Source organism: Bradyrhizobium sp. CCGUVB4N (genome assembly GCF_024199945.1).
In the GTDB taxonomy this organism is placed as follows: Bacteria; Pseudomonadota; Alphaproteobacteria; order Rhizobiales; family Xanthobacteraceae; genus Bradyrhizobium.
Window position 1 is genome coordinate 3,099,841 of sequence record NZ_JANADP010000001.1, and the last position, 25,804, is coordinate 3,125,644.

Below are 25,804 nucleotides of genomic sequence, written 5' to 3' on the forward strand. Positions count from 1 at the left end.
CGACTGGTTCTAGCCTCCACTCGCAAATCCAACGAAAGTCGTCGCTTCATCGACTGACTTGCGCTCGGAGATGACGGCATTGGCGGGAAAGCTGTGATCAGGCCAGCCCAACGCGATGCTTTTCATGATCACCTGGTCATCCGCGATCCCGGCATGTTCGCGCACGACAGGGGATTGCATGATGCCCTGGCTGTTGATCACGGCGCCAAGCCCCCGCGACCACGCCGCGTTGACGAGCGCGGTCGCCACGGCGCCACAGTCGAAGGCCGTATCATCACTGGAGGCCAATTCGCGGTCGTATGTGATGATCACGCATACAGGCGCGTCGAACTGACGAAAGCCGCGCAGGACCCAGTCTTGCCGCTGCTGCTTGTCCTCTCGCGCAATTCCCATTGCGCTGAACAACTGCTTGGCAACGCCAATCTGGCGTTCGCGATGCACGCCCTCAAATGCCTGGCCGGTTCGAAATTCGCGCGAATGCGGCACGCCCGCCAGATTGCGCTCGGTATTGCCCTGACGGATACGATCCAGCGGCACTCCGGTGATGACGTAGAAATTCCACGGCTGGGTATTCATCGACGACGGCGCGCGCATCGCCAGCGCCAGGATTTCCTTGATCAATTCCGGCGGGACAGGATCGGGCTTGTAACCGCGGATGCTTCGCCGCCCGAGAATGACATCATCAAACTCCATGTTTGCAGTTTCCTGAAATTGGCATCAGGCTGCGTTCTCCCCTACAGCTTTGATCGTGTCCATAGCTTTTTTCGGCGAGCGATTAGCCCGATCTTTTCGTATTCGCCAATTTCCTGCTGATGGACCGAGGGCAGGCTCGCGACCGGCGTCCTCCAGCGCTACCATTCTTCGCCGAACAATTTAGTGTTTACTTGTGTGGACAATCAACTATTGATTGAATTTTCAGATCACGCGGTTAGTAGAAGTTATCGCGATGCTGCCATACCCTGATAGTCCGGCCATTCTGCGCTTCCTTGCAGGCACATTGTTCTTTCCTTTGATCTACGGGGGCATGATCAAATATTTCGAGCGACGATTGCTTTTCTTGCAAGCTTATCTGATCGCACTAGTCGCGCACGTCTTTCTAGCTGCGTTACTTTTCACTTATGGTTTTGCTAGTTCGCAAATTGGCTTTCCTCCACTGTTGGACGGATTGGCGAACCTCGCTTGGGTAGCGCTCTGGGCACTAATGATCACGCGACTGGCGGCGAACTACGGCATTAAAAAAGAAGGTAGGTTGGGTCTTGGAGCCAAGGTGGCTCTTGCAACAATCTTAATGATGCTTGCTTTCATTGTCGCTGTGGCGAGCCTCAACCTGCTCGTTGGAGCGGACGTCTTCTCGTGGTTACGCAGGTGATGCGGTTTCCCCCGCGATCCTCGCCAGATAATCCGCCTTGCTGAACTGCATATGATCCACACACAGCTGCGCCAGCGCCCAGCTGTCGCGACCTCTGAGCAACTCGATCATCAACTCGTGCTGGCGGCGCGACTGTGCGAGCCCGTCGCGGTCGGCGAGGTTCTTGGCGCGCATCGGCAGCGTCAGGCTCATATAGTCCTGCAGCGAACGCACCAGATAGGGATTGCCGCAGGCGGCGAACAGCGCGACGTGGAAGGCGTCGTTGGCTTCGTGAATGCCACGCAGATCGCGGATGTCGGCCTTCGCGCAATAATCGCGCTGCAGGGCGGTCAACTCGTCGATCAAGGCTTGCGGCGCGGGCAGGGGGATCATCAGCGCGGCCTGCCGCGTCAGCATCTCCCTGACTTCGTAGATCTGCCGAACCTCCTCGGCTGAATAGAACCGTACGGTGGCGCCGACATTCTTCTCGCGGCGGACGATGCCGCGGCGCTCGGCATCCACCAGCGCCTGCCGCACGAAGTGCCTTGAGGTGCCGTAGCGCGACATCAGCGCGTCCTCGGTGAGGCGCGCACCCGGCGCGAGGCGGCCGAAGATGATGTCTTCCTCTAGCCGCGCGACGACGTCGTCCGGATCGTCGCGCCGGATAGCCATGGCGTCTGCTATGCGAATGTCGGACATGCCCTCAGCCTCCGGCGGGGCTCGCCGGTCCGCCTTGTGGAGCAGGGCAGGCTCCGATTGTCAATAATTTGTGTCCGCCGGCGCTGCCCGGAGCAGAAAGACCGGCGATCCGGCCCTATCTTATTGACAATCAGGGGGCAGGCTGTAGCACAATGGCAAGCGAGAAGGAGTGGTCTGATGACGAGTGGTTTGCGCAAGGGTCTGACGAGCTATGGCGATGCCGGCTTCTCGCTGTTCCTGCGCAAGGCGTTCATCAAGGCCATGGGCTATTCCGACGACGCGCTGGAGCGCCCGATCGTCGGCATCACCAACACCTACAGCGACTACAATCCCTGCCACGGCAACGTTCCGCAGATCATCGAGGCCGCCAAGCGCGGCGTGATGCTGTCGGGCGCGATGCCGTTCGTGTTCCCGACCATCTCGATCGCCGAGAGCTTTGCGCATCCGACCTCGATGTATCTGCGCAATCTGATGGCGATGGACACCGAGGAGATGATCCGGGCCCAGCCGATGGATTCGGTGATCGTGATCGGCGGCTGCGACAAGACGCTGCCGGCGCAGGTGATGGCGGCGATCAGCGCCGATCTGCCGACCGTTGTCATTCCCGTCGGCCCCATGGTGGTCGGCCATCACAAGGGCGAAGTGCTCGGCGCCTGCACCGATTGCCGCCGCCTCTGGGGCAAGTATCGCGCCGGCGAGATCGACGATGCCGAGATCGAGGCCGTCAACGGTCGACTCGCGCCGTCCGTCGGCACCTGCATGGTGATGGGTACAGCGTCCACCATGGCCTGCATGATCGAAGCCATGGGCCTGTCGCTGCCGATGAGCGCGACGATCCCGGCGCCGCATGCCGAGCGCTTTCGTCTCGCCGAGGCCAGCGGGCGGGTTGCCGCCGAGATGGCCAAGACCAAGGGGCCGAAGCCGAGCGAATTCCTGACGCCGGCCTCTTTCAAGAATGCGCAGGTCGTGCTGCAGGCGATCGGCGGCTCGACCAACGGCCTGATCCATCTGACCGCGATGGCGCATCGCTCGCCGCACCGGCTCGATCTCTCCGTGTTCGACCAGATCGGCCGCGAGGTGCCGGTGCTGGTCGATCTCAAGCCGTCGGGCGAGCACTATATGGAGCATTTCCATCACGCCGGCGGCGTGCCGAAATTGCTGAAGCAGCTCGGCGACCTCGTCGATCTCGATGCGAAGACGATCTCCGGGCAGACGCTGCGCGACGTCGTCGCGAACGCAGAGGACGTGCCCGGCCAGGACGCGATCCGGTCCCGCGACAATCCGATCAAGAAGGAAGGCGGTCTCGCCGTCCTGCACGGCAATCTCGCGCCGCGCGGCGCCGTCATCAAGCAATCGGCGGCGAGTCCGAAACTGTTGCAGCACACCGGGCGCGCGGTGGTGTTCGAATCCGTCGAGGACATGACCCTGCGGGTCGACGATCCCGAGCTCGACGTCACCGCCGACGACGTGCTGGTGCTGCGCAATGCCGGCCCGAAGGGCGCGCCGGGCATGCCCGAGGCGGGCTACCTGCCGATCCCGAAGAAGCTCGCGCGCAATGGCACCAAGGACATGGTGCGTATTTCGGATGCGCGCATGAGCGGCACCGCGTTCGGCACCATCGTTCTGCACATCACGCCCGAGTCCGCCGTTGGCGGGCCGCTGGCGCTGGTGAAGAATGGCGACAAGATCAGTCTCGATGTGGCCAAGCGCAGCATCGAGCTCTTGGTTGATGCCGCCGAGCTGGAGCGCCGGCGCGCCGCCCTGAAGCCGACCGCTGCGCCCGACGAAGCGCGACGCGGCTATGCCTGGCTGTTCAACGAGACCATCATGCAGGCCGACGAGGGCTGCGACTTCGACTTTATGCAGAGGACTGGGAAGAAGACTGAAAAGGGCTGATCATTAACTAGCGCCTAGACCGCTAAAAGCGGCGGGCGATAAAAACAGGGGGAGACGATGATTGTACGATCCGTGCCAGGATTCCTACACGGCCTGGTGGCTGCGGCCGCCGTGCTGTTCGTCACGAGCGCCGGGGCACAGGAGGTGAAGCATTATCGCTTCGCCTATGACCAGCCCCGCAACACCGGCTATTCGATCGCCGGCGACCTCTTTGCCGACAAGCTCAAGGAATTGAGCAAGGGCACCATGATCATCGACCAGTACCCCGGCGCGCAGCTCGGGCAGGAGCCGCAGGTGCTCCAGCTCGTGAAAGCCGGCGACGTTGAATTCTCCATCGTCTCCTCGGCCAACACCGCGACGATCTCGCCGCAGGCCGGCGTGATGTCGCTGCACTATCTGTTCCGTGACGAGCAGTATGTGATCAAAGGCCTCGCCGACCCGAAGGTGTTCGAGGCCCTCAAGGCCATGATCGATGAGACCACGCAGGGTCTGCATCTCATCGGCACGGGCTCGCAGGGCGTGCGCCACATGTACTCCAAGAAGGAGATCCACAATGTGGCTGATATCAAGGGCCTGAAGGTCCGCGTGCAGGCGACCGCCACGGAAGACACCATGTTCCCGGCCTATGGCGCCCAGACCGTGCACATGCCATTCGGCAGCGTCTACACGAGCTTGCAGACCGGCGTGGTCGATGTCGCCGAGAACAGCATCAACGTCTACCTCGTCAACAAGCACTACGAGGTCGCGCCGGTGCTGAACATCACCGAGCACGAGGCCAACAACGCGCTGGTGTTCGTGTCCGACAAGCTCTGGCAGAGCCTCTCGGCCGAGCAGAAGGGCTGGGTTCAGGCCGCGGCGAACGAGATCAGCACGAAGGAGCCGGCGAAGGCGTTCGACCTCGAGCGGGCCGCAGCCGAGAAGCTGAAGAAGATGGGCGTCAAGGTCGTCGATAACGTCGACAAGAAGAGCTTTGCCGCGATCGCCGATCCCTATCTCGACAAGCTCGCCAAGGATCTCGGCCCGCATGCCGAGAAGATCAAGGATCTGATCCGGTCGATTAAGTAGCCTCCGTCGCCTCCACGCGTCGTCCCGGCGAAAGCCGGGACCCATAACCACAGGATTGAGTTTGGCGATGACTTGGAGTCGCCAGCTCGCGCAACAACTCCCTTTGGGGATTATGGGTCCCGGCGTTCGCCGGGACGACGGAGAGGTCAATGGCCATCGCCGACAAGCTCGTACTCCAACGCCAGCGCCATCTGAAATGGCGCTGGCTCGACTGGCTCGAGCTCGCGCTCATGATCCTCTGCGGCGTGTTGTGCTTCGGCTTCTCGCTGTCGGTCACCGCCGACATCGTCACCCGCACCATCGGCCATCCCTGGCTGTGGTTGCAGGAAGTCACCTCGACGCTATTCATCTACGCGATCTTCATCGGGACGGCTGTTGCGACCCGCCGCAACGATCACCTCTATCTCACGGCGATCTCCGAGGCGATGCATGGCACGCCCAGGATCATCGTCGAAATCATCATCCGCCTCGTCGTCCTCGGCGTCGCCTTCTGCCTGATCTGGTACGGCTACCAGAATTATCTGCGCGGCTTCGGCAGCTTCCGGCTGCCGTCGGGCACGCCGATCGCATCGCTTTACGCCATCATCCCGCTGTCCGGTATCCTGGTTGGCCTATTCACCATCGAGCAGCTCGTCAACGGCCTTCGCAACGGCTTCGACCATCGCGAGCCGCCCGACGAGGAATCGGCGCCTGTCGTGACCGAAGCACAGGTGAGGGCGCAGCCGTGAGCGCACCCATTGTCCTGGCGTTGATGTCGATCTGCTTCCTGTCGTTCGGCTATCTCGGCGTGCCCGTGCCGTTCTCGCTGATGGCCGGCGTGTTCATCGGCGCGGTCCTGTCCGACGTCTCGCTCGCCGCAATCATCCAGAAGATCTTCGACGGCGTCGATTCCGAGGCGCTGCTGGCGATCCCGTTCTTCCTGCTGGTCGGCGAGCTGATGAGCTCGGCCAATGTCGTGGTGCGAATAGCCAATCTCTCGGTGTCGCTGGTCGGGCATATCAGGGGTGGGCTGTCGCAGGTCGTCGTCGTCTTCAGCATGTTCTTCTCGGAAATGTCGGGCTCGACCACCGCCGACGTCGCGGTGATGAGCCGCGCGCTCGGCGGTCCGATGAAGCGCGAAGGCTACGAGCCTGCCTTCATCGCCGCGATCATCGCGTCTGCCTCGACCATCGCGGCGCTGGTGCCGCCGAGCATCACGGCGGTGGTCTATGGTGCCGTCGGTAACGTCTCGATCGCGGGCCTGTTCATGGCGGGCGTGGTGCCGGGTCTGATGATCGGCTTCGGTCTGATGATCTATTGCTATTTCTTCGGCCCGTCCGGCTTGCGCAAGCCGCGCGCGCCGCTGCGGCAGGTGATGTTCGCGGCCGGCGACGCGGCGTTGCCGCTGATGATCCCGGTCATCCTGCTCGGCGGCATCCTGACCGGCTGGTTCACGCCGACGGAGGCCGGCGTCGTCGCCGTGGCCTGGATCATCCTGGTCGTGATCCCCGCGCTCAACCGCGGCCATTTCAGGAAGATCCCGTACGATTTCTGCCTCGCAGGCCTGATCTTCTCGCTGCCGCTGATCACGATCGGCGCAGCCAACGCCTTCGGCTGGATGCTGGCCTATTTGCGCGGCGCCAGCTACATCGCCGACATGATCACCTCGATCGCCGGCAACGATCCGCATCTGATCATGCTGCTGATGGTGCTGCTGTTCACCGTGGTCGGCGATTTCATCGAGCCGGTGCCGACCATCATCATCTTCATGCCGCTGGTCAACACGCTGACGGAAGCGGGCGACATCAACGGCGTGCACATGGGCGTGGTTCTGATCGCGACACTCGCCTTCGGCCTGATCACGCCGCCTTATGGGCTGGTGCTGCTGATGGCCTCGAAATTCGTCGGCATCAGCTTTGCGAAGGCGTTACGCGCGGCGCTGCCGATTTATGTCGTGTTCTTCGCCACGATCGCGTTCGCGATCTATTTCCCGAGCGTGGTGCTATGGCTGCCGCAGCACGTGCTGCCGGAATCGGTCGGCTGCTTCAAGTCGCCGGCTGGGACAGGCTACATCTGCCCCAAGTGATCTCTTCAAGTGATCTCGTCACGTGACGATCTGCTCGATGCGCCAGCCGGCTCCGTCGCAGGCGTAGCGAAACGGCGTGCCGTGGCTGTTCTTGAAGTAGCTGCCGGAGAGCGCCTTGGCCATGCCCTGCATCACCGCGTCATGGCAGACGAACAGCAGATGGTCGCCGGGATAACGGTCGAGCGACGCGGAAACGCAAGCCAGCGCGCGCTCGGTCATGGCGTCCCAGTTCTCGCCATCGGCGGGCAGGATCGAGACGAGGCCGGTTGCCGAATTGACGCCATGCTTGATCATGAGATCGCGGACGGGCAGGCCCTCGAAACTGCCGAAATCGAACTCGATGATGCCGGCGTCGATCGTGAGCGGCACCGCGATCGCGTCCGCGATGATCTCGGCCGTTCGGGCCGCACGCACCAACGGGCTTGCAACGATGCGGCTGATGCCGGCACTGCGCAACAGGTCTGCGGCCTCATGCGCCTGGCGCAGGCCGTCCTCGTTCAGCGGATTGTCGGTCCGGCCCTGGAACAGACCCTGCCGGTTCCAGTCGGTCGCGCCGTGGCGCAGGCCGCAGAACGAACGCGATGGCGTCGTCGCGCTCACTTGCTCTTGCTCGTGAACTTCTTCACGGCCACACGAAACTCCTCCGTGTTCATCGCCATGATGATCTTGTGTTCCTCGGCATCGAGCTGCTGCTTCACCGGCGTGGTGGCGGCCGCATAGACCAGCGACTTGGTGCCGGCGATGGCCGCGGGCGGGTTCTGCGCCAGCCGCTCGGCGAGTTTTCGCGTGGCTGCCTTCAGCTCGGCCGCAGGAACGGTCTTGGCGACGAGGCCCCACTCGTAAGCCTGCTGCGCCGTAAAATTGTCCTCGGCGAGGAAGATCTGCAGCGCGCGGCGCGAGCCGACCGTGCCGACGATCCCTACCGTCGAGCCGCCATCGGGCGACACGCCGATCTTGGCGTAAGCGGGTGTGAACTTCGCATCGTCTGCGGCGATGCAGAGGTCGGTGACGAAGGCGAGTCCCATGCCGGCGCCTGCCGCGGAGCCGTGCACACTCGACAGCGAGATCTTCGGCATGCGCCGGATGATGTCGATGAAGGAATGATAGTGCTTCAACAGCTCGCCGACGACCGGCGTCACCGTGTTGGCTTCGGCCGCAGCCCCAATCGTCTGCAGATCGCCGCCGGCGGAGAAGGCCCGGCCTTCGCCCTCCAGCACGACGACGCGGATGGCATCGTCGCCTTCGATAGTGGCCGCGAGCTGTTCGAGCTTTTGCGCGATCGCAAGGTTGATCGAGTTGAAGCCGGCGGGGCGGTTGAGCGTGATGGTCGCGATTGAGCCGTCGATCCGCAGCAGCGCGGGATCATCGGGTTGGGAGACGGGAGCTGGCATTTTTGAAATCCCCGGCATGAGGTTCGTTGCTGCAACTAAATCGCAGAAGGCGAGGGGTGACAATCCCCGGTCGCCAGTGCCCCGCGTACGGGCCTTGCGTCGCGCGGAATGTTCGGCTCAAATGGGTCCGCCTTCGTTTAGGGACGGACACGAGCGCCGGCTCCTCCTAGGCTAGCCAAGCCAGATTTTGCGAGAGGAGACGACATGGGTGACGCTCGTGTCTTGCGGAAATGGGCTGTCCAATGACGGATGGACCCGTGATCATTGTCGGTGCCGGCCATGGTGGCTACCAGGTCGCAGCATCCCTGCGCCAGGCGGGCTTTTCGGACCGGATCTGCCTGATCAATGACGAAGCGCATCTGCCCTATCAACGGCCGCCGCTGTCCAAGGCCTACATCAAGGGCTCGGCCGGGCCGGAAAGCCTGATGTTCCGGCCGGAGAAATTTTATCACGACCAGGCCATCGAGCTGATCGCCGGCCGCGCCGTATCGATCGACCGCGCGGGGCGCAAGGTGCTGCTCGCGTCCGGCGAGATGCTGCCTTACGGCCATCTCGTGCTGGCGACGGGCGCGCGCAACCGGCTGCTCGATCTGCCCAATGCCAATCTGCCCGACGTGAAATATCTGCGCATCCTCGACGACAGCGAGGCGCTGCGGACCATCATCCCGTCGAAGACGCGGGTCGTGGTGATCGGCGCCGGTTTCATCGGCCTGGAATTCGCCGCCACCGCGCGAATCAAGGGCCTCGAGGTTGACGTGCTCGAGCTTGCACCCCGCGTGATGGCGCGCGCGGTGACGGCCGAGGTCTCGGAGTATTTCCAGGCGCGGCATCGCGAGGCCGGTATCCGCATTCACCTCGGCGTGCAGGCGACCTCGATCGAAGCCGAGAACGGCAAGGTCACCGGCGTCTCCTTGAGCGACGGCCGGCATTTGCCCGCCGACCTCGTCGTGGTTGGCGTCGGCGTATTGCCGAACATCGAGCTTGCGGCCGAGGCCGGGCTGCCGGTCGCGGCCGGCATCATCGTCGACGAATATCTCGCGACGGCTGATCCGAACATCTCCGCGATCGGGGATTGCGCGCTGTTTGCCAGCCCGCGCTTCGGCGGATCGCTGCGGCTGGAATCGGTCCAGAACGCCACCGATCACGCCCGCTGCCTGGCGGCACGGCTGACCGGCGACAAGAAGGTCTATGACGGCCATCCCTGGTTCTGGAGCGACCAGGGCGACGACAAGCTCCAGATCGCGGGCCTCACCACCGGCTACGACCGCGTCGTGCTGCGCGGCGATCCCGCCAGGAAAGCGTTCTCGGTGTTCTGCTATCACGGCGACAAGCTGCTCGGCATCGAGTCGATCAATCGCGCCGGCGATCACATGTTTGGTCGTCGCTTGCAGGCCATGGACCGCTCCATCACGCCGGAGCAGGCTGCAGACGAAAGCTTTGACCTGAAGAGCGCGCTGGCCTGAGGATTTCTCCCTCTCCCCGCTTGCGGGGAGAGGGGCGGGGTGAGGGGGACTCTCCGCGGGGACGGTTGCAATTCGACTCGCGGAGACTCCCCTCACCCGGATTGCATCTGCGATGCAATCCGACCTCTCCCCGCAAGCGGGGCGAGGTGAAGAAAGCAGCTCCGTCTTACAGCACCGCCGCCACCTCGGCGGCCGTCGGCATCGACGGCCCGGCGCCCATACGCTGTACGCTGATCGAGGCGGCAGCGTTGGCGAAGGCGAGGGCGGCGCGCAATGGCTGGCCATCTGCGAGCTGCGATGCGAGCGCGCCCACGAAACAATCGCCTGCGCCTGTGGTGTCGACCGCCTTCACCACGCGGCCAGGCACCGCAAACTCCTCGCGACCGGCGAGTGCGAGCACGCCGCGCTTGCCGAGCGTGACGCAGATGGTCTGGTCCGCGCGCGCTTGAAGGTTTCTCGCGACATCGATGATCTTTGCAGCCTCGTCGTCGTCCGAGAGTTCGGTGCCGGCGAGGAAGCCGAGCTCGGTCTCGTTCAGCACGAGAATATCGACGAGCGCGAGCAGCTCGGCTGACATTCTTTGCGCCGGCGCCGGGTTGAGCAGCGTCGTGGCTCCGGCGCTACGGGCGCGCTGGAAGAACGCGGCAATGGTCGGCAGCGGGATTTCGAACTGGCTGACGGCGACATCGCCCTTCGTCAGCGGTACGCTCGCGACATCATCCGCGCTGACCAGCGCGTTGCTGCCGGGAATGACGACGATGGTGTTGTCGGAGGCCGCCACCGTGATGATCGCGGTGCCGCTATGCGTGTCGGCTTCGCGGACGGAACCGAGATCGACGCCCTGTGCGCCGAGAAACGCCCGAAGCTCCGCTCCGAACGCATCCTTGCCCAGCCGCCCGATCAGCGTGGTCTTCGCGCCAAGTCGCGACGCGGCCACGGCCTGGTTCGCGCCTTTGCCGCCCGGGAAATACAGCACCTCGCGGCCGGCGACCGTCTCGCCGACCCTGGGGTGGCGATCGGCGGTCGCCACCACATCCATGTTGATGCTGCCGGCGACGAATACACGCCCCATGATCGTCCCTTACAAAATCCCTAGACCCTGACTTCGAACTCGTGCCTGACTTTGGCGATGTCCACAAGGGTCGGCAGGCCGGCTTCGTTGCCGAGCCGCTGGATCTTGAAGGTCGAGGCGGCGCGGGCAAAGTCAAAATGCTCGCGCCAGCTTTTCCCGGGGTGCGCGAGGTAAGAATAGACATAGGCGCCGTGGAAGACGTCGCCGGCACCGTTGGTGTCGATCACGCGCTCACGCGGGATCGGCATCGCCGGCATGATCTCGACTGCGCCGGTCTCGTTGTACCAGAGCAAGCCCTTCTCACCCATGGTGACGCCGCCGATCTTGCAGCCGCGGCCCTTGAGGTAGTCGAGCATCTTCTCCGGCGTCAGGTCCATCTGCTCGCACAGCCGCTCGGCGACGATCGCGACGTCGATGTATTCCAGCAGCTCATGCGTGTTTGTGCGCAGGCCGCCACCATCGAGCGAAGTCAGGATGCCGGCCTCGCGGCAGACCTTTGCGTAATGAATCGCCGCATCGGGCTGATGGCCGTCGATATGCAGCGCGCGGCAGCCGCCGAGATTGAGCATCGGAAAGGGGTGGATGTGCTCGTCGTCGCGGCAGCGGACGATGGCGCGCTTGCCGTCCTTCGGCATGATGAAGGAGAGCGACGACTGGTTCACCTTCCGCCCGTGCAGCGAGATCGCGTATTTCGCGCACATGTCCTGGAACATGCGCCCCAGCCAGTCATTGGCCGCGGTGGCGATCAGGTCCGGCACGATGCCGAGCTTGGCGCAGCAGAATGCGGCCGTGACCGCGTTGCCGCCGAAGGAGACTGCGTAGTCAGTTGCCACGTGCTTCTCGTCGCCGGTCGGCATGTGGTCGGTGATGAAGACGACGTCGATATAGGTCTGTCCGATAAAGAGAGCCTGCATTGGTTGTCCGTAACTGCGCTGGGTGGTCCCGGCCGGCGATCTTACTCTAGCACCGGTTCCGCGCGGAGGACGCGGAAATTATTCGCAAAACCGTCACGAGGTGCTTGAGGTCGGCGGGGGGCCGGAATACGACCATGACAGGGCAATGCCAAGCCCGGACAAATGCCGTATTTCGGCCGGTTGTTCCAGGTCCATAAAAGGGGGGAATATGATCACCGGCCTCGATCACATCGTCGCTCTGGTCCAGGATATCGGTGCTGCCAAGGCGGCCTATCAGACGCTGTTGGCGCGCGCGCCGGCCTGGCAGAATTCGGGCGAGGGCGCCGACCGCGTGCTGTTCACCCTCGAGAACATGACGATCGAGCTGATGGCTCCGAGCGGATTCAGCGTGGCCGCGGACCGGATGCGCGCGCTGCTCGATGACCGCGAGGGTGTGCTCGCCAGCCTGTGCTTTCGTGTCGCAGACATGAGCAAGATGCACCGGCGGCTGGACCGGGTGGCGCTGAAGCCGGATGCCGTCGCCGAGGTCGAGAGCAGCGACGATGCGAGCGGTGCCGCCCTGCACTGGAAGCGCACGCGAGCCGCGACCGAGCTGACGCGCGGCGTGCGCATGTTCTTCCTCGAGCTGGCCGAGGAGCGTCCGAAGTCGGTTGCTTCAGACGTCGCGCCGATCGACGGGCTCGATCATGTCGTGATCACCACCGAGGATTCCGATCGTGCCGCCGCGCTCTACGGCGCGCGGCTCGGGCTCGATCTGGCGTTGGATCGCTCGCATCACGATTGGGGCCAGCTGATGTTCTTCCGCTGCGGCGATCTCATCGTCGAGGTGGTGCGCCGCCCCGTGGCGGGCGGAGATTCCCTGCATGACCGGCTCTGGGGCCTGAGCTGGCGCGTGGCCGACATCGAGGCCACCCGTGCCCGCCTGCTCGCCGCCGGCCTCGACGTCACCGAAGTGCGAAACGGCCGCAAGCCGGGCACGCGCATCATGACGGTGCGAAACGGCACCTGCGGGATCCAGACCGTGCTGCTGGAGCGTTCGCCGAAGCCGGTGGAGTAGGCGACGCTCTCTCCTCCCCAAGACTCCCGTAGGGTGGGCAAAGCGCAGCGTGCCCACGTCCTGCCAAATGGACGAAAAGACGTGGGCAGGGCGCAAGCGCGCCTTTGCCCACCCTACGAGACCAAGTCCGCGGCACGAGATCGTTCTCAAATGCCCGCCCGCATGTTACATGCGTCTTGACACACCCAGCGAGCACCCGGTTTGGCGAAGACAACGGCAAAGCGAACTCTGAAATGGCAGCGCGATCCCGAAGGGATGCGGCTACGCATTCTCGAGGCGGCCAAGCAGGAGTTTTCCGCTCACGGGCTCGCCGGCGCCCGGGTCGACCGCATCGCGGCGAATGCCGGCGCCAACAAGCGCATGCTCTACTACCACGTCGGCAACAAGGACGACCTCTATCTCGCCGTGCTCGAGGGCGCCTATGACAAGATCCGCAGCGAGGAACGGGGCCTCGATCTCGAGCATCTCGATCCGCCCGAGGCGATCAAGCGGCTGATCGAATTCACCTGGGGTTATTTCCTGCGCAATCCCGAGTTCCTGTCGCTGCTGCAGACCGAGAACCTCGCGCGCGCAAAGCACCTCAAGCGCTCGACCAAGGTCAAGTCGATGCACTCGCCCTTCGTCGAGATGATCCGCACCGTGGTGCGGCGTGGCGTCGAGAGCGGTGATTTCCAGGTCGCGGTCGATCCGGTGCAACTCTATATCTCGATCGCGGGCCTCTGCTTCTTCTATCTCTCGAACTCGGCGACACTGAGCGTGATCTTCGGCCGCGATCTGCTCGCCAAGGACGCCAAGGACGAGCGGCTCGCGCACATGGTCGGTCTCGTGCTGGCCGCGCTGACGGGGCAGTCGGCCGCGTTGTTCAAGATCGCCAAGGCGCCGAAATCGCGGAGCGTGGTGGCACAGACGGTGTAGCCCCCCGTCGTCGTCCCGGCGGAAGCCGGGACCCATACCGCGTGATCTGTCGATTGCGCACGGTGCTAATCCCGAACGACCAATCTTCGCCAAACCACTCCCTGTGGCTATGGGTCCCGGCCCCCCGTGCGCAAAAGCGCACTCGGCCGGGACGACACCTGAGTTCTTGGTGCGGTCCCCAATTCCCGGACGACACGGGCCCCCAAAGAACCGCCGCAAAACGCCACAGGGAAACCTCTGGACAGTATTTATCCAACGGGTTAATTTCTCCCCCGAAACGAAAAAGACGACCGGGAGTGAGACGTGGCTGAGTTGAAGCCGCAGAGTGCGGTGTCCAAGATGCTGAATGCGGCCTGGGTGCGGCCGTTTCTGTTCCTGGTTTTCATCGTCGTGGCCTGGGATCTTGCGATCCGGCTGTTCAAAATCCCCGCCTATCAGATCCCGTCGCCGGCCGACGTCGTCGCGGTGCTGCGCTCGGATTGGCCCGAACTGCTGCGCCAATGCTGGCCGACGACCTATGCGACCGTCAGCGGCTTCCTGCTGTCGGCACTGTTCGGCATCCCCGTCGCGATGTTGATCGCGGGCTCGAAGACGGTGGAGAGCTACGTCTACCCGCTGCTGGTGTTCTCCCAATCCGTGCCGAAGATCGCGATCGCGCCGCTGTTCGTGGTGTGGTTCGGCTTCGGTATCATTCCCAAGGTGATCTCGGCGTTCCTGCTCGGCTTCTTCCCGGTCGTGGTGTCGGCGGTGCAGGGCTTCAAATCGGTCGATCCCGACATGGTCGATCTCGCCCGCGCCATGCAGGGCAGCCGTTTTCAGGTGTTTTGCGCGGTGAACCTGCCGCATGCGTTGCCGGCGATCTTCTCCGGCCTCAAGGTCTCGGTGACGCTCGCCGTGGTCGGCGCGGTCGTTGGCGAGTTCGTCGGCTCCAATTCCGGCATCGGCTATGTGATGCAGCGCTCGATCGGCACGTTCGACCTGCCGACGATGTTCGCGGCGCTCGTGATCCTCGCGCTGCTCGGTGTCATCCTGTTCTGGATCGTCGACCGGATCGAGAAGCTGGTCATTCCCTGGCACGTCAGCCAGCGCGAGGACGTGATTTTCGCATCTTAGCTCAAGCAACGAACGGCCACTAACGGCCGAAACATAACGACAGGGAGAGTGACGATGAAGCGGTGGATTGGGGCTGCAGCAGTGGCGCTCATGACGTTTGCGGTTGCGCCGGCGCAAGCGGCCGACAAGGTCGTGCTGATGCTGAACTGGTACGTCTATGGCGAGCACGCGCCGTTCTATTACGGCAAGGCCAAGGGCATTTACGCGGCCGAGGGCATCGACCTCGAGATCCAGGAAGGCCGCGGCTCGGCTGCGACCACGCAGGCGGTTGCCGCCAAGACCGCCGATTTCGGCTATGTCGACGTTCCCACCATGATGCGCGCCGCGATCAAGGGCGCGCCGGTGATTGCGACCGGCGTGCTGCTGCAGACCTCGCCGATGTCCGCGATGGGCTTCGTCGACAAGAACATCAGGAAGCCCGAAGACATCAAGGGTAAGACGGTGGCGATCACGCCGGCCGATTCCATGACCCAGATCTGGCCGCTGTTCCTGAAGAAGACCGGCCTGAAGGAGAGCGATTTCACCACCGTTGCCGGTGATGGCCAGACCAAGCTCAACGCCGTCATCAACGGCCAGGCTGATCTCCTGCTCGGCTACGTCATGGACCAGTCGATGAAGATCAAGGATGCCACCGGCAAGGACGTGTTCCCGATCAAGTTCGCCGACTACGGCATCAACATGGTCTCGTCAGGCATCATCGCCAACTCCGACTATGTGAAGGCCAACGCCGATCTCGTCCGCCGCTTCATGTCGGCGACGACGAAGGCGGTCGAAGCCGCCGAGAAGGAGCCGAAGGCGGCCGCGCAGTCGATCCTCGATGCCAATCCCAAGGGCGGCAAGATCGACACGCTGACGCAGGGATTCGAGCTGACCATTCCGCTGTACCGGACCGCCGAGACCAAGAGCAAGCGGCCGTTCCAGGTCACCGACCAGAACATGACCGATAGCGTCAACCTGATGGTCGAATATGGCGGGCTCGACGCCAAGGCCAAGGAGAACCCGAAGGCCTTCTACACCAACGATTACCTGCCGAAGAGCGGCACGTGAAGCAAGCCGCGATCGCGAGTGAAGCCGTGCAGCCGGCCGCGCATCTGAGACTGGTGAGCGACCGGGCGGCCGGCGATGCGTCGGGCATCACGCTGTCCGGCGTGTCGAAGACCTATCGGACGCGCGACGGCGACGTGCCGTCGCTGCGTCCGCTCGATTTCCACATCAACGACGGCGAGTTCTTTGTCGTGGTCGGCCCAAGCGGCTGCGGCAAGTCCACGCTGCTCAAGCTGATCTCGGGGCTGCTGCCGCCGACCACGGGCGAAGTGTTGGTCGAAGGCGAGAAGGTGACCAAGCCGCACGGCAATGTCGGCATCGTCTTCCAGAACGCACTGCTCCTGCCCTGGCGCAACATTCTCTCCAACGTGATGCTGCCGATCGACATGAAGCGGCTGCCGCGGGATGAGTATCTCACGCGCGCCAAGGCGCTGTTGAAGCTGGTCGGCCTTGAAGGGTTCGAGAAGAAGCTGCCCTGGCAGCTCTCCGGCGGCATGCAGCAGCGGGCTTCGATCTGCCGCGCGCTGGTGCACGACCCGAAGATCATGCTTATGGACGAGCCGTTCGGTGCGCTCGACGCACTGACGCGCGAGCGCATGAATGTCGAGCTGATGCGGATCCAGCGCGAGACCAAGAAAACCGTGCTGCTGATCACGCACTCGATTCCGGAGGCGGTGTTTCTTGCCGATCGCGTGCTGGTCATGACCGAGCGGCCAGGCGCAATCGCCGCGATCTACGACGTGCCGCTGCCGCGCCCGCGCTCGCTCGACGTGATGGCCGACCCCGTCTTCACCGAGCTGGTGCAGCGCATCCGCAAGCATTTCTTCTCGCAGGGGTCACTGGACTAAAATCATGGCGCCGCGCCTGAAGCTGCGAGATATCGCCTTCTTCGAACGCCCCGTGCATTTCGCGCGGCCGTTCCGCTTTGGCGCGATCACCCTCAACGCGACGCCGCAATTGTTCGTGCGGGTCGAGATCGAGGTCGAGGGCAGGGGCGTTGCGGTCGGCGCCAGCGCCGAGCTGCTGGTGCCGAAATGGTTCGACAAGCGGCCGGAGCTGTCGCCGGCGCAGACGGTCGACGGCTTGCGGCGCTCGCTGGAGATCGCGCGCGGGCTTTACCTGGCGCGTACCGGATTCCAGGCCGCATTCGATCTGCATGCTTCCTGCATCGGGGCCCAGATCGCGACGTGCGCGAAAAAGAACATTCCAGCGCTGGCGGCGGCCTATGGCCCGGCCGAGATCGACAAGGCGATCCTCGATGCACTGCTCCGCGGCGCTGAGACCAGCTTCTTCGAGGGAATGGCCGGCAATATTGCGGGCATCGATGCGCGGCTCTCGCCCGACCTGAAGGACGCGGACCTCACGACGTTCCTCGCCAGCCGCAAGCCCCTGCCGCGTGTTGCCATCAGGCATACCGTCGGCCTCGACGATCAAGTCGAAGGCGAGGGCGGCGTTGCCGATGCGCGCGAAAACGCCGGCGCGAATTACTTCAAGCTGAAACTGTCGGGCGATCCCGCAGCCGATGCCGCGCGCCTGGCGCGCATCGGCAAGGAGCTCGACAGGCTCGGTCGTGACTACAAGGTGACGCTCGATGCCAACGAGCAATACGCAGATATCGCCGCGCTGCAAGCGCTGATCGGCCGGCTTGATCGCGAACCCGCGCTGCGGTCGATCGCATCACGTCTGCTCTATATCGAGCAGCCCATGCCGCGCGACATCACCCGGCAATCGCCGCTCGGCTCGCTGGCCGCGCGCGGCTTCATCATCGACGAGGCCGACGATTCCTACGACGCGTTCCCCGCGGCGCGGGCACTCGGCTATCACGGTATTTCCTCGAAATCCTGCAAGGGGCTCTACAAGTCCATCGTCAACGCGACGCGTGCGGCGAAATGCAGCGCGGACGGCGGGAAATTCTTCATCACCGGCGAGGATCTCACCTGCCAGGCCGGCCTCGCCGTGCAGCAGGATCTCGCGCTCGGCGCCTTCATCGGCGTCACCCATGCCGAGCGCAACGGCCACCACTATGTCGATGGCTTTGGCGAGACGCCGGCTGCCGAAGCTGCGGCCTTCGCGGCTGCGCATCCCGATCTCTATGCCGATGCCGGGCACGGCATCCGGCTCAGAATCCACAACGGCGATCTCCTGACGGGATCGCTCAACACAGTGGGCTTTGCGACGTCGGTTCATCCGGACTGGTCGGCGCTCCGCCCGCTCGAACAGCCAAAATCACTTCAGGAGCAAACGGCATGACCACGCAACGCCTCGGCCTCATCATGAACGGCGTCACCGGCCGCATGGGGCTCAACCAGCATCTGATCCGCTCGATCGTGGCGATCCGCGACCAGGGCGGCGTGCGTTTGAAGAACGGCGACCGCATCATGCCGGACCCGATCCTGGTCGGCCGCAGCGCCGAGAAGGTCGAGGCACTCGCAAAACGCTTCAACATCACGCGCTGGACTACCGACCTCGATGCCGCGCTCGCCGACAAGAACGACACCATGTTCTTCGACGCTGCGACCACGCAGGCGCGGCCCGGCCTTCTGACCCAGGCCATCAATGCCGGCAAGCACGTCTATTGCGAGAAGCCGATCGCGACCAACTTTGAAGAGGCGCTCGAAGTCGTCAAGCTCGCCAATGCCAAGGGCGTCAAGCACGGCACGGTGCAGGACAAGCTGTTCCTGCCCGGCCTGAAAAAGATCGCCTTCCTGCGCGATAGCGGCTTCTTCGGCCGCATCCTCTCGGTGCGCGGCGAGTTCGGCTATTGGGTGTTCGAAGGCGGCTGGCAGGAGGCGCAGCGGCCGTCCTGGAACTATCGCGACGAAGACGGCGGCGGCATCATTCTCGACATGGTCTGCCACTGGCGCTACGTGCTCGACAACCTCTTCGGCAATGTCCAGAGCGTGGTCTGTATCGGCAACACCGACATCCCGGAGCGTTTCGACGAGCAGGGCAAGAAGTACAAGGCGACCGCGGATGATTCCGCCTACGCGACCTTCCAGCTCGAGGGCGGTGTCATCGCTCACATCAATATGTCCTGGGTCACGCGCGTCTATCGCGACGATCTCGTCACCTTCCAGGTCGACGGCACGCACGGCTCGGCGGTCGCGGGCCTCACCGACTGCATGATCCAGGCGCGCCAGGCGACGCCCCGGCCGGTCTGGAATCCCGACGAGAAGCGGCTGCACGATTTCTACGGCGACTGGCAGAAGCTGCCCGACAACGTCACCTACGACAACGGCTTCAAGGAGCAGTGGGAGATGTTCATCCGTCATGTCTACGAGGATGCGCCCTACAAGTTCACACTGCTCGAAGGCGTCAAGGGCGTGCAGCTCGCCGAATGCGCGTTGAAGAGCTGGAAGGAGCGGCGCTGGATCGACGTCGCCCCGATCAAGGCCTGAGGAGGGACAAGATGAACAAGCCCGTCCAGCCGATGTCGTCCTTGTCGCTCAAACTGCCGAAGGCCGATCGCTCGATCGAGACCTACCGGCTCGCGGCCTCGCGCACGTTTCCCGCCAAGCTCGAGGGACCGCTGAACCGCATCGCCTTCTCGGCCGTGCATACGGTGGCCGATCCCTTTGCCGACAACGACCCCTGGCTGTCGGCGGCCGTCGACTGGGACAAGACCATCGCCTTTCGCGAACACATCTGGGATCTCGGCCTTGGTGTCGCCGAAGCCATGGACACCGCGCAGCGCGGCATGGGGCTGGACTGGCTGACGTCGCTGGAGCTGATCACGCGTTCGGTGGCGGCTGCCAAGCGGCGCAATGCGCTGGTGTTCTCCGGCGCCGGCACCGATCACCTCGCGGTGGAGGACGCCAAACATCTGGACGACGTAATCCGCGCCTATGAGGAGCAGATCGGGGCAGTTGAAAAGGTCGGCGGCCGCATCATCCTGATGGCCTCGCGCGCGTTGGCAAAACTTGGCCAGGGCGCCGACGATTACGCCAAGGTCTACAATCGTGTGCTGTCGCAGGTCCGCGAGCCCGTCATCATCCACTGGCTCGGCGACATGTTCGATCCGGCGCTGACGGGATATTGGGGCACCAAGGATCTCGACAAGGCGATGAACACGGCTGTGGCCATCATCAATAACAACGCGGCCAAGGTCGACGGCGTCAAGGTTTCGCTGCTCGATAAGCAGCGCGAGATCGACATGCGCCGTCGTCTGGACAAGCGCATCAAGATGTACACCGGCGACGATTTCAACTACGCGGAGTTGATCGCCGGCGACGAAAAGGGCTTCTCACACGCGCTGCTCGGCATCTTCGATGCCATCGCGCCGGCGGCCTCCTACGCGCTGTCGCGGCTTGCGGCGGGTGACGATGCCGGTTTCCACGATGTGTTGGGCCCGACGGTGCCGCTGTCGCGCCACATCTTCAGGGCGCCGACGCGCTTCTACAAGACGGGCGTCGTCTTCATGGCGTATCTCAACGGTCATCAGGATCATTTCACCATGGTCGGCGGCCAGGAGAGCACGCGCTCGATGCTGCATCTGGCCGAGTTGTTCCGGCTCGCCGATCAGGCCGGCCTGCTCGCCGATCCGGAATTGGCGGCGCAGCGGATGAAAACGGTGCTTGCCTCGCACGGACTGGAAGACTGATGCGCGATTTCTCGTCCGACCATCGCTGGCTGTCGTTGAACACGGCGACGGTCCGCAAGCAGGGTGACCTCGTTCAGATCATCGATGCCTGTGCGAAGCATGGCATCCGTGCCATCGATCCCTGGCGCGATCAGGTTGCGACCGTCGGCCTCGATCGTGCCGCACGCGCCGTGCGCGACGCCGGTCTCGATCTCTCGGGCTATTGCCGCGGCGGCATGTTTACCTCCGACGCATCGCGCCGAGGCGAAGTGCGTGACGACAACCGCCGCTGCGTCGACGAAGCCAAGGCGCTGGGTGCGCCCTGCATCGTCCTCGTCGTCGGCGGCCTGCCGCAATATTCGCGGCCGGGCAGCGAGGCGTCGAAGGATATCGCGGGCGCGCGCGGGCAGGTCGAGGAAGCCCTGGCCGAGATGCTCGACTACGCCAGGCAGGCAAACCTTCCGCTGGCGATCGAGCCCCTGCATCCGGCATATGCCGCTGACCGCGCCTGTGTGAACACCACCAAGCAGGCGCTCGACATCTGCGATCGTCTCGATCCGGCCCGCAGCGGCATGCTCGGCGTCGCGCTCGACGTCTATCACATCTGGTGGGACCCGGAATTGATGGATCAGATCGCGCGCGCAGGCAAAGGCCGGTTGCTGGCGTTCCACGTCTGCGACTGGCTGGTGCCGACAAGGGACATCCTCAACGACCGCGGCATGATGGGCGACGGCGTCATCGACATCAAGTCCGCGCGCGCGGCCGTCGAGGCACAAGGTTTTGCCGGCTATTCGGAGATCGAGATCTTCTCCAACGACTGGTGGAGCAAGCCGATGGACGAGGTGCTGCGCACCTGCATCGAGCGGCATAAGACGGTGGTGTAGCTCCCGCCAACGTTGCCTCACGGGCTCGCGAGTTGTGGCAGCGTGTCGAAGCGCGCCTTCGGAGCGCTGCTCGGCGTAGCATAGAGCTCGTCCAGGGCAGGTTCGGCCAACCCGACGGTTGTGATGGACCTGATGCTCTACTCCCGCTTTCGGCGGCGGAGCGGACATGGTCGGCCTGTTGCCGCTCGATCCGGTCCCGAATGCCCGAGGCAGATGTTGGCATTTCTGCAGGGTAATGCCGGCATTTTTGGCAGGGGACGGACGCAAAATCTGGTTTGAGGACCACCTCGTCGTTCGGCCCTCCATGTCGCAAGACACTGGCCGGACAACGAGTTGCAAGCCGTCGGCTCAATGATGGTCGCGCGGGTCAACCAAATGTTGTAGGGTTCAGAGATCGCGCGTCACTGCTCGGAAGGTGTCCGGGTACTTGTTCCTTTAAAATGACAAGGTGCGCATGAGTCAGGCCGAGCAAGCGACAGAGGCGCCGTCCATCGCAACGTCGATGATTACGAGGCGGCTTGCGGCCATTGCCTTTGCCGATGTCGCCGGCTTTTCCCGGCTCATGGGTCTGAAGGACGTCGACACCGTCATGCGCTGGAAGGCGTTGCGGACCGAGATCATGGAGCCTCACATGGCTCGCCACGGTGGACGGATCGCCGAGATCGCGGGCGACGCCGTGCTGGTCGAATTCCCGAGCGTCGTGAACGCGGTGCGTTGGGCGACCGACGTTCAGCGTGTTCAGGAGCGCGCTGTCGGCGACAAGGATCCATTCGCGCTTCATCTTCGCATTGGCATCAATGTCGACGATATCATCGACGAAGATGGAATCCTGCAGGGCGATGGCGTCAACGTTGCGTCTCGTATCCACCAGGCCGCTCAGCCCGGCCAGATCGTCGTCACGGCGGCCGTCCGCGACTACGTCATGAATCGACTCCCACTGACGTTTCATCATCTCGGCGCGCCCGTGATGAAAAATATCATGCGAACCGTTCACGTCTATTCCGTCGAGTGGACCGAGGGAGACGGAGACCGCCAGATCGCGCAGCCATACCTGCAATGGGCGTCGCGGCCGACGCTCGCCGTGCTGCCGTTCCGGACGATCGGCGGGACCGACGACGACAGCTATTATGGTGAGGGGATCACGGACTCGATCATTACCGGCCTCTCCAGAAATCGATCACTCTACGTCATCGCGCGCAATTCGACCCTTCGTTATAGCGCCGGCGGAAAAGACCTGCGACAGATTGCCACTGAGCTCGATGTTCGTTACCTGCTGGACGGCAGCGTGCAACGCCAGGGCACGCGACTGAGAATCAATACGGAGTTGACCGACATTTTGGGGAATGTCTCGATCTGGGCCCAACGGTACGAGGGGTCTACCGACGATCTGTTTGAGTTTCAGGATCGAATTGCCTCGAGCATATTGTTCTCGATTGAGCCGCGCGTGCGTGCAGTCGAGATGGCTCGCGTCGCCGACCGTCCGACCGAGAGTCTGGATGCATTCCATTGCGTCCTCCGTGCGATGTCGCTTCTGTATCTCCTGACCGAAGAAAGCCACCGGGAAGCGGGTCAACTCCTGGAACGGGCGATCGAGCTCGATCCGGCCTATGCTCAGGCCCATGCCTACCTTGCGTGGTGGCTGAACTTCCAGCTTGGCGAAGGTTGGTCGCTGGATCCGGACCGCGACCGGGCGCGCGCCCTCATCGTGTCGCGGCGCGCCATCGAACTCGATCCCGACGATCCGTTTGCGCTGGCCGTGGCCGGGCACATCCTCTCCTTCATGGGAAAATCACCAGGAGAAGCGATGGAGCTGTTCGGGCGGGCGCTGGCCCTCAACGAGAACCTGGCGTTCGCCTGGGGGTTGAGCGCCCTGACGCTCGCCTATTTGGGGCGGCCCGACGAGGCGCTGGAGCGATTACAGAACGTGTGGCGTCTTAGTCCCTTTGATCCCTTGAACTTTTATTTTTGGATCGTGGCGGGAATTGCCGAGTTCGTCGCTGGGCGATACGATGAAGCGATTGTTTACCTGAACAGGTCACGGCGGGCAAATCTGCTTTTTCGTCCGTGCATACGAACTCTGGCCGCCGCGCTTGCCCTTTCGGGTGACGAAGCTGGAGCTGAATTGGCAGCTCGACAGCTTCTCGAAATTGAACCGTCCTTTAGAGTCTCGACTTTCGTGTCCTGGTATCCGCTGCGTAAGGATGATCTGGATCGTTTAGCGAAGGGATTGCGCGCCGCGGGGTTACCGGAATAGCCGCATGTAAATTTTTGGCGTCAGGGAGGCTTGTCATGGGAGCTGGAGCTGGTGCAGGTGCAGGTGCAGGAGCGGGGGCAGGTGCTGGAGCGGGCGCGGGCGCGGGTGCTGGAGCGGGCGCGGGTGCCGGAGCGGGCGCGGGTGCCGGAGCGGGCGCGGGTGCCGGAGCGGGCGCAGGTGCTGGAGCGGGCGCCGGTGCAGGAGCGGGAGCAGGTGCGGGCGCAGGAGCCGATGCGGGGCCCGGCACGGGGCGCAGTTTTTATGCGACCCCCTCGGACCTGGGCTTTCGACCTTGGGCACTCGACTTCACACCAGATGACGCTGGGTATCCGCCGTATCCGTGGGCGGAAATCGTAAATCCCTATCAGGTCGACGCAACCGGGCAGGATGCGTTCCTCGAATGGACGACCGATGATTGGGACCCGGCATTGCGGTTCTGGACGCTCCCATTCGACCGTCATCTCACGCAATGGCTGCAGGCAGTCGATCCCTCTCGACCATCAATCATGGTGGCGCGGGAATTTGGCGGCCAGAAAGATCAATGGCAATTCGATCGGGCTCATCTGCTAGCGATGAGCTGGCTCGAGGACCTCGATCTGGCGTGGCAACCCGATCCCCTTTTAAATCCCCAAAATCCTAACGCGAACGCCGGCGCCTCGACTGCCGGATGGAACGCGGCGAAGGACGCGGCCTTCAACTCGATCCTCGGCGAGATCGAAGAACTGCAAATGTTGATGCAGGACGATCGCGATCGCTACATGGCCGAAATCATCGAGCAGGCGGATGGCAGTGGCGGCTATATTACTGCCTTCATCGATACGAATGAATCACGGCGCCCATGGACAATGGAGCTCATCAACTGCGGGTACGCCATCGGCAACGTCGCATATTTTTATTACAAGCAGCTATTCAGGCGCGTTCGCCCATCGACGTTGTGTCCGGGTCTGGCGCCTCCGTTCGGTCCTCCCGCCCATCCGTCGTTTACCAGCGGGCATTCCTTCATCGGTCATTTCATCGCGCTTCTGCTCCTGGAGATACCGGCGCTTCGCCAGCGCTACGGCATGTTCGCCGCTCCATACTCCGGAATGCCGGGAAAGCTGGGAACGGCAGTCGACCCCAATCCGGCCGTGACGATTTCGTTCGCCAACACCGCCGTCGCCACCTTGAGTGCGTTGACCGCGCACGGGCTGAGCGCCGGAGATCCGGTCCAGTTTCAGCAGGTGTCTCCTGCGCTGAGGGTGACGATTTCGCAAGCCAACCCCGGAGTTGTTACCGTAAGCGTGTTGAATGCGCACGGGCTGAGCGCCGGAGACCGGGTCCAGTTTCAGCAGATCCCTGGTGCGCCTGCGCTGCCGACGCACATCGGGCCACCACCTGACACCTATTACGTGCTACCCGCCAACTTGACGGCCAACAGCTTTGAAGTTGCCACCACCGCCGGCGGCAACCCGATTGACACGACCCCCGTGGGTGGTGGGACGCCGCCGCCTGTGCCGGCCGTGCTTCTGCGAAATCCGCCGCCGGCGCCGATCGTCGTGGACACAACCTATTTCGTACTGGCCCCCGGCCTGACCGCCAACAGCTTTGGAATTGGCGATGCCGTCGGCAACCCGATTAACACCACCCCCGTGGGTGGGGGGGCGCCGCCGGCTGTGCCGGCCTTACTTCTGGCAAACCCCTTGATGGGGCGCGGCGAACTTACATCGCCGCTGCTTTGGCTTGCCGGGCGTATCGCCAAGAACCGCGAACGTCTTGGCGTCCACTATGCTTCCGACTCGGCTGGAAGTCGTCACCTTGCAGCCGGTATTTGGCGAGCGCTGCTGCACGACAGCACGCCGAGCCGTATCTATTGTCCAACGCTCCGTTCGGTGCTCGCTCACGCAACCGCCGAGTGGCCGACCAAATGGCCCTGACCGGGCCTTGTCCGTTTTGCTGCGCGGACCCGAACAACGAAGCGCATGCCAGACCATCGGGCTGCGGCTAGAGCATGATCCGGAAAAGTACGAAGCGGTTTTCCGGAAAGATCATGCGCAGACAACAACCTG

The 25,804-nt window shown here is 63.5% G+C and carries 24 protein-coding genes; 18 read left to right on the forward strand and 6 right to left on the reverse strand.

The annotated features are described in order from the left end of the window. Positions 1 to 9: 9 nt before the first annotated feature. Positions 10 to 693 carry a nitroreductase gene (locus NLM31_RS14000; protein ID WP_254192600.1) on the reverse strand — a complete coding sequence of 228 codons (684 nt, stop codon included), beginning with the start codon at positions 691 to 693 and terminating at the stop codon, positions 10 to 12. Between the two features lie 214 nt (positions 694 to 907). On the opposite strand from NLM31_RS14000, the gene NLM31_RS14005 reads away from it, so the two are divergent. Next, on the forward strand, positions 908 to 1,369 hold the full coding sequence (locus NLM31_RS14005; protein WP_254192601.1) for a hypothetical protein: 462 nt from the start codon (positions 908 to 910) through the stop codon (positions 1,367 to 1,369). On the opposite strand, the gene NLM31_RS14010 is transcribed toward NLM31_RS14005, so the two are convergent. Further along, positions 1,358 to 2,047 carry a GntR family transcriptional regulator gene (locus tag NLM31_RS14010; protein WP_254192602.1) on the reverse strand — a complete coding sequence of 230 codons (690 nt, stop codon included), beginning with the start codon at positions 2,045 to 2,047 and terminating at the stop codon, positions 1,358 to 1,360. The two genes, NLM31_RS14005 and NLM31_RS14010, sit on opposite strands and share 12 nt — an antisense overlap. Before the next feature lie 177 nt (positions 2,048 to 2,224). Between NLM31_RS14010 and NLM31_RS14015 the strand changes: the two genes are divergently transcribed. The 4 genes from NLM31_RS14015 (at position 2,225) to NLM31_RS14030 (ending at position 7,073) form a co-directional block, all read left to right on the forward strand. Then, the gene (locus NLM31_RS14015) at positions 2,225 to 3,943 is read left to right on the forward strand and encodes an IlvD/Edd family dehydratase (RefSeq protein ID WP_254129929.1); all 1,719 of its coding nucleotides are present in this window, start codon (positions 2,225 to 2,227) and stop codon (positions 3,941 to 3,943) included. Positions 3,944 to 4,000: 57 nt separating this feature from the next. After that, positions 4,001 to 5,008, forward strand: a complete 1,008-nt coding sequence (locus tag NLM31_RS14020; RefSeq protein ID WP_254192603.1) for a TRAP transporter substrate-binding protein — start codon at positions 4,001 to 4,003, stop codon at positions 5,006 to 5,008. Positions 5,009 to 5,157: 149 nt separating this feature from the next. Next, entirely contained in the window at positions 5,158 to 5,736 is a 579-nt protein-coding gene (locus NLM31_RS14025) for a TRAP transporter small permease (RefSeq protein WP_254129931.1), read from the forward strand. After that, positions 5,733 to 7,073: a TRAP transporter large permease gene (locus tag NLM31_RS14030; RefSeq protein ID WP_254129932.1), complete on the forward strand. Its 1,341-nt coding sequence runs from the start codon at positions 5,733 to 5,735 to the stop codon at positions 7,071 to 7,073. The genes NLM31_RS14025 and NLM31_RS14030 overlap by 4 nt, the downstream gene beginning before the upstream one ends. Positions 7,074 to 7,091: 18 nt before the next feature. Here the strand turns inward: NLM31_RS14030 and NLM31_RS14035 are convergent, their stop codons facing one another. After that, positions 7,092 to 7,673, reverse strand: a complete 582-nt coding sequence (locus NLM31_RS14035) for a histidine phosphatase family protein (protein WP_254192604.1) — start codon at positions 7,671 to 7,673, stop codon at positions 7,092 to 7,094. Continuing rightward, positions 7,670 to 8,464 carry an enoyl-CoA hydratase/isomerase family protein gene (locus tag NLM31_RS14040; RefSeq protein WP_254192605.1) on the reverse strand — a complete coding sequence of 265 codons (795 nt, stop codon included), beginning with the start codon at positions 8,462 to 8,464 and terminating at the stop codon, positions 7,670 to 7,672. The genes NLM31_RS14035 and NLM31_RS14040 overlap by 4 nt, the downstream gene beginning before the upstream one ends. A 242-nt stretch (positions 8,465 to 8,706) precedes the next feature. On the opposite strand from NLM31_RS14040, the gene NLM31_RS14045 reads away from it, so the two are divergent. Continuing rightward, positions 8,707 to 9,927, forward strand: a complete 1,221-nt coding sequence (locus NLM31_RS14045) for an NAD(P)/FAD-dependent oxidoreductase (RefSeq protein WP_254192606.1) — start codon at positions 8,707 to 8,709, stop codon at positions 9,925 to 9,927. 166 nt (positions 9,928 to 10,093) lie between these two features. On the opposite strand, the gene rbsK is transcribed toward NLM31_RS14045, so the two are convergent. Further along, a complete protein-coding gene (gene rbsK, locus NLM31_RS14050) occupies positions 10,094 to 10,999 on the reverse strand; it encodes a ribokinase (protein WP_254192607.1) in 906 nt (301 codons plus the stop codon). Positions 11,000 to 11,019: 20 nt separating this feature from the next. Then, positions 11,020 to 11,913: a sugar kinase gene (locus NLM31_RS14055; protein WP_254129937.1), complete on the reverse strand. Its 894-nt coding sequence runs from the start codon at positions 11,911 to 11,913 to the stop codon at positions 11,020 to 11,022. A gap of 208 nt (positions 11,914 to 12,121) precedes the next feature. Between NLM31_RS14055 and NLM31_RS14060 the strand changes: the two genes are divergently transcribed. The 12 genes from NLM31_RS14060 to NLM31_RS14115 all read left to right on the forward strand — a co-directional run bounded on the left by NLM31_RS14060 (position 12,122) and on the right by NLM31_RS14115 (position 25,672). Beyond that, positions 12,122 to 12,970, forward strand: coding sequence for a VOC family protein (locus NLM31_RS14060; RefSeq protein ID WP_254192608.1), 849 nt, complete (start codon positions 12,122 to 12,124; stop codon positions 12,968 to 12,970). Positions 12,971 to 13,225: 255 nt separating this feature from the next. Then, positions 13,226 to 13,885, forward strand: coding sequence for a TetR/AcrR family transcriptional regulator (locus NLM31_RS14065; RefSeq protein WP_375167484.1), 660 nt, complete (start codon positions 13,226 to 13,228; stop codon positions 13,883 to 13,885). 303 nt (positions 13,886 to 14,188) lie between these two features. After that, entirely contained in the window at positions 14,189 to 14,998 is an 810-nt protein-coding gene (locus NLM31_RS14070) for an ABC transporter permease (protein WP_254192610.1), read from the forward strand. Between the two features lie 54 nt (positions 14,999 to 15,052). Continuing rightward, complete coding sequence (locus NLM31_RS14075; RefSeq protein ID WP_254129940.1) at positions 15,053 to 16,045, forward strand: ABC transporter substrate-binding protein; 993 nt, start codon at positions 15,053 to 15,055, stop codon at positions 16,043 to 16,045. Then, positions 16,042 to 16,890 carry an ABC transporter ATP-binding protein gene (locus NLM31_RS14080; protein WP_254129941.1) on the forward strand — a complete coding sequence of 283 codons (849 nt, stop codon included), beginning with the start codon at positions 16,042 to 16,044 and terminating at the stop codon, positions 16,888 to 16,890. The genes NLM31_RS14075 and NLM31_RS14080 overlap by 4 nt, the downstream gene beginning before the upstream one ends. A gap of 4 nt (positions 16,891 to 16,894) precedes the next feature. Next, positions 16,895 to 18,292 (forward strand): hypothetical protein, encoded by a 1,398-nt coding sequence (locus tag NLM31_RS14085; protein WP_254192611.1) that lies wholly within the window; start codon positions 16,895 to 16,897, stop codon positions 18,290 to 18,292. Then, complete coding sequence (locus tag NLM31_RS14090; RefSeq protein ID WP_254192612.1) at positions 18,289 to 19,440, forward strand: Gfo/Idh/MocA family protein; 1,152 nt, start codon at positions 18,289 to 18,291, stop codon at positions 19,438 to 19,440. Before NLM31_RS14085 ends, NLM31_RS14090 begins: the two co-directional genes overlap by 4 nt. Before the next feature lie 11 nt (positions 19,441 to 19,451). Continuing rightward, a complete protein-coding gene (locus NLM31_RS14095) occupies positions 19,452 to 20,642 on the forward strand; it encodes a dihydrodipicolinate synthase family protein (RefSeq protein WP_254192613.1) in 1,191 nt (396 codons plus the stop codon). Continuing rightward, positions 20,642 to 21,505 (forward strand): sugar phosphate isomerase/epimerase, encoded by an 864-nt coding sequence (locus NLM31_RS14100; protein ID WP_254192614.1) that lies wholly within the window; start codon positions 20,642 to 20,644, stop codon positions 21,503 to 21,505. Before NLM31_RS14095 ends, NLM31_RS14100 begins: the two co-directional genes overlap by 1 nt. A gap of 454 nt (positions 21,506 to 21,959) precedes the next feature. Continuing rightward, complete coding sequence (locus NLM31_RS14105; RefSeq protein ID WP_254192615.1) at positions 21,960 to 23,759, forward strand: adenylate/guanylate cyclase domain-containing protein; 1,800 nt, start codon at positions 21,960 to 21,962, stop codon at positions 23,757 to 23,759. 51 nt (positions 23,760 to 23,810) lie between these two features. After that, a complete protein-coding gene (locus NLM31_RS14110; protein ID WP_254192616.1) occupies positions 23,811 to 24,116 on the forward strand; it encodes a hypothetical protein in 306 nt (101 codons plus the stop codon). A 71-nt stretch (positions 24,117 to 24,187) separates the two neighbouring features. After that, positions 24,188 to 25,672 carry a hypothetical protein gene (locus NLM31_RS14115; protein WP_254192617.1) on the forward strand — a complete coding sequence of 495 codons (1,485 nt, stop codon included), beginning with the start codon at positions 24,188 to 24,190 and terminating at the stop codon, positions 25,670 to 25,672. Positions 25,673 to 25,804: the final 132 nt, after the last annotated feature.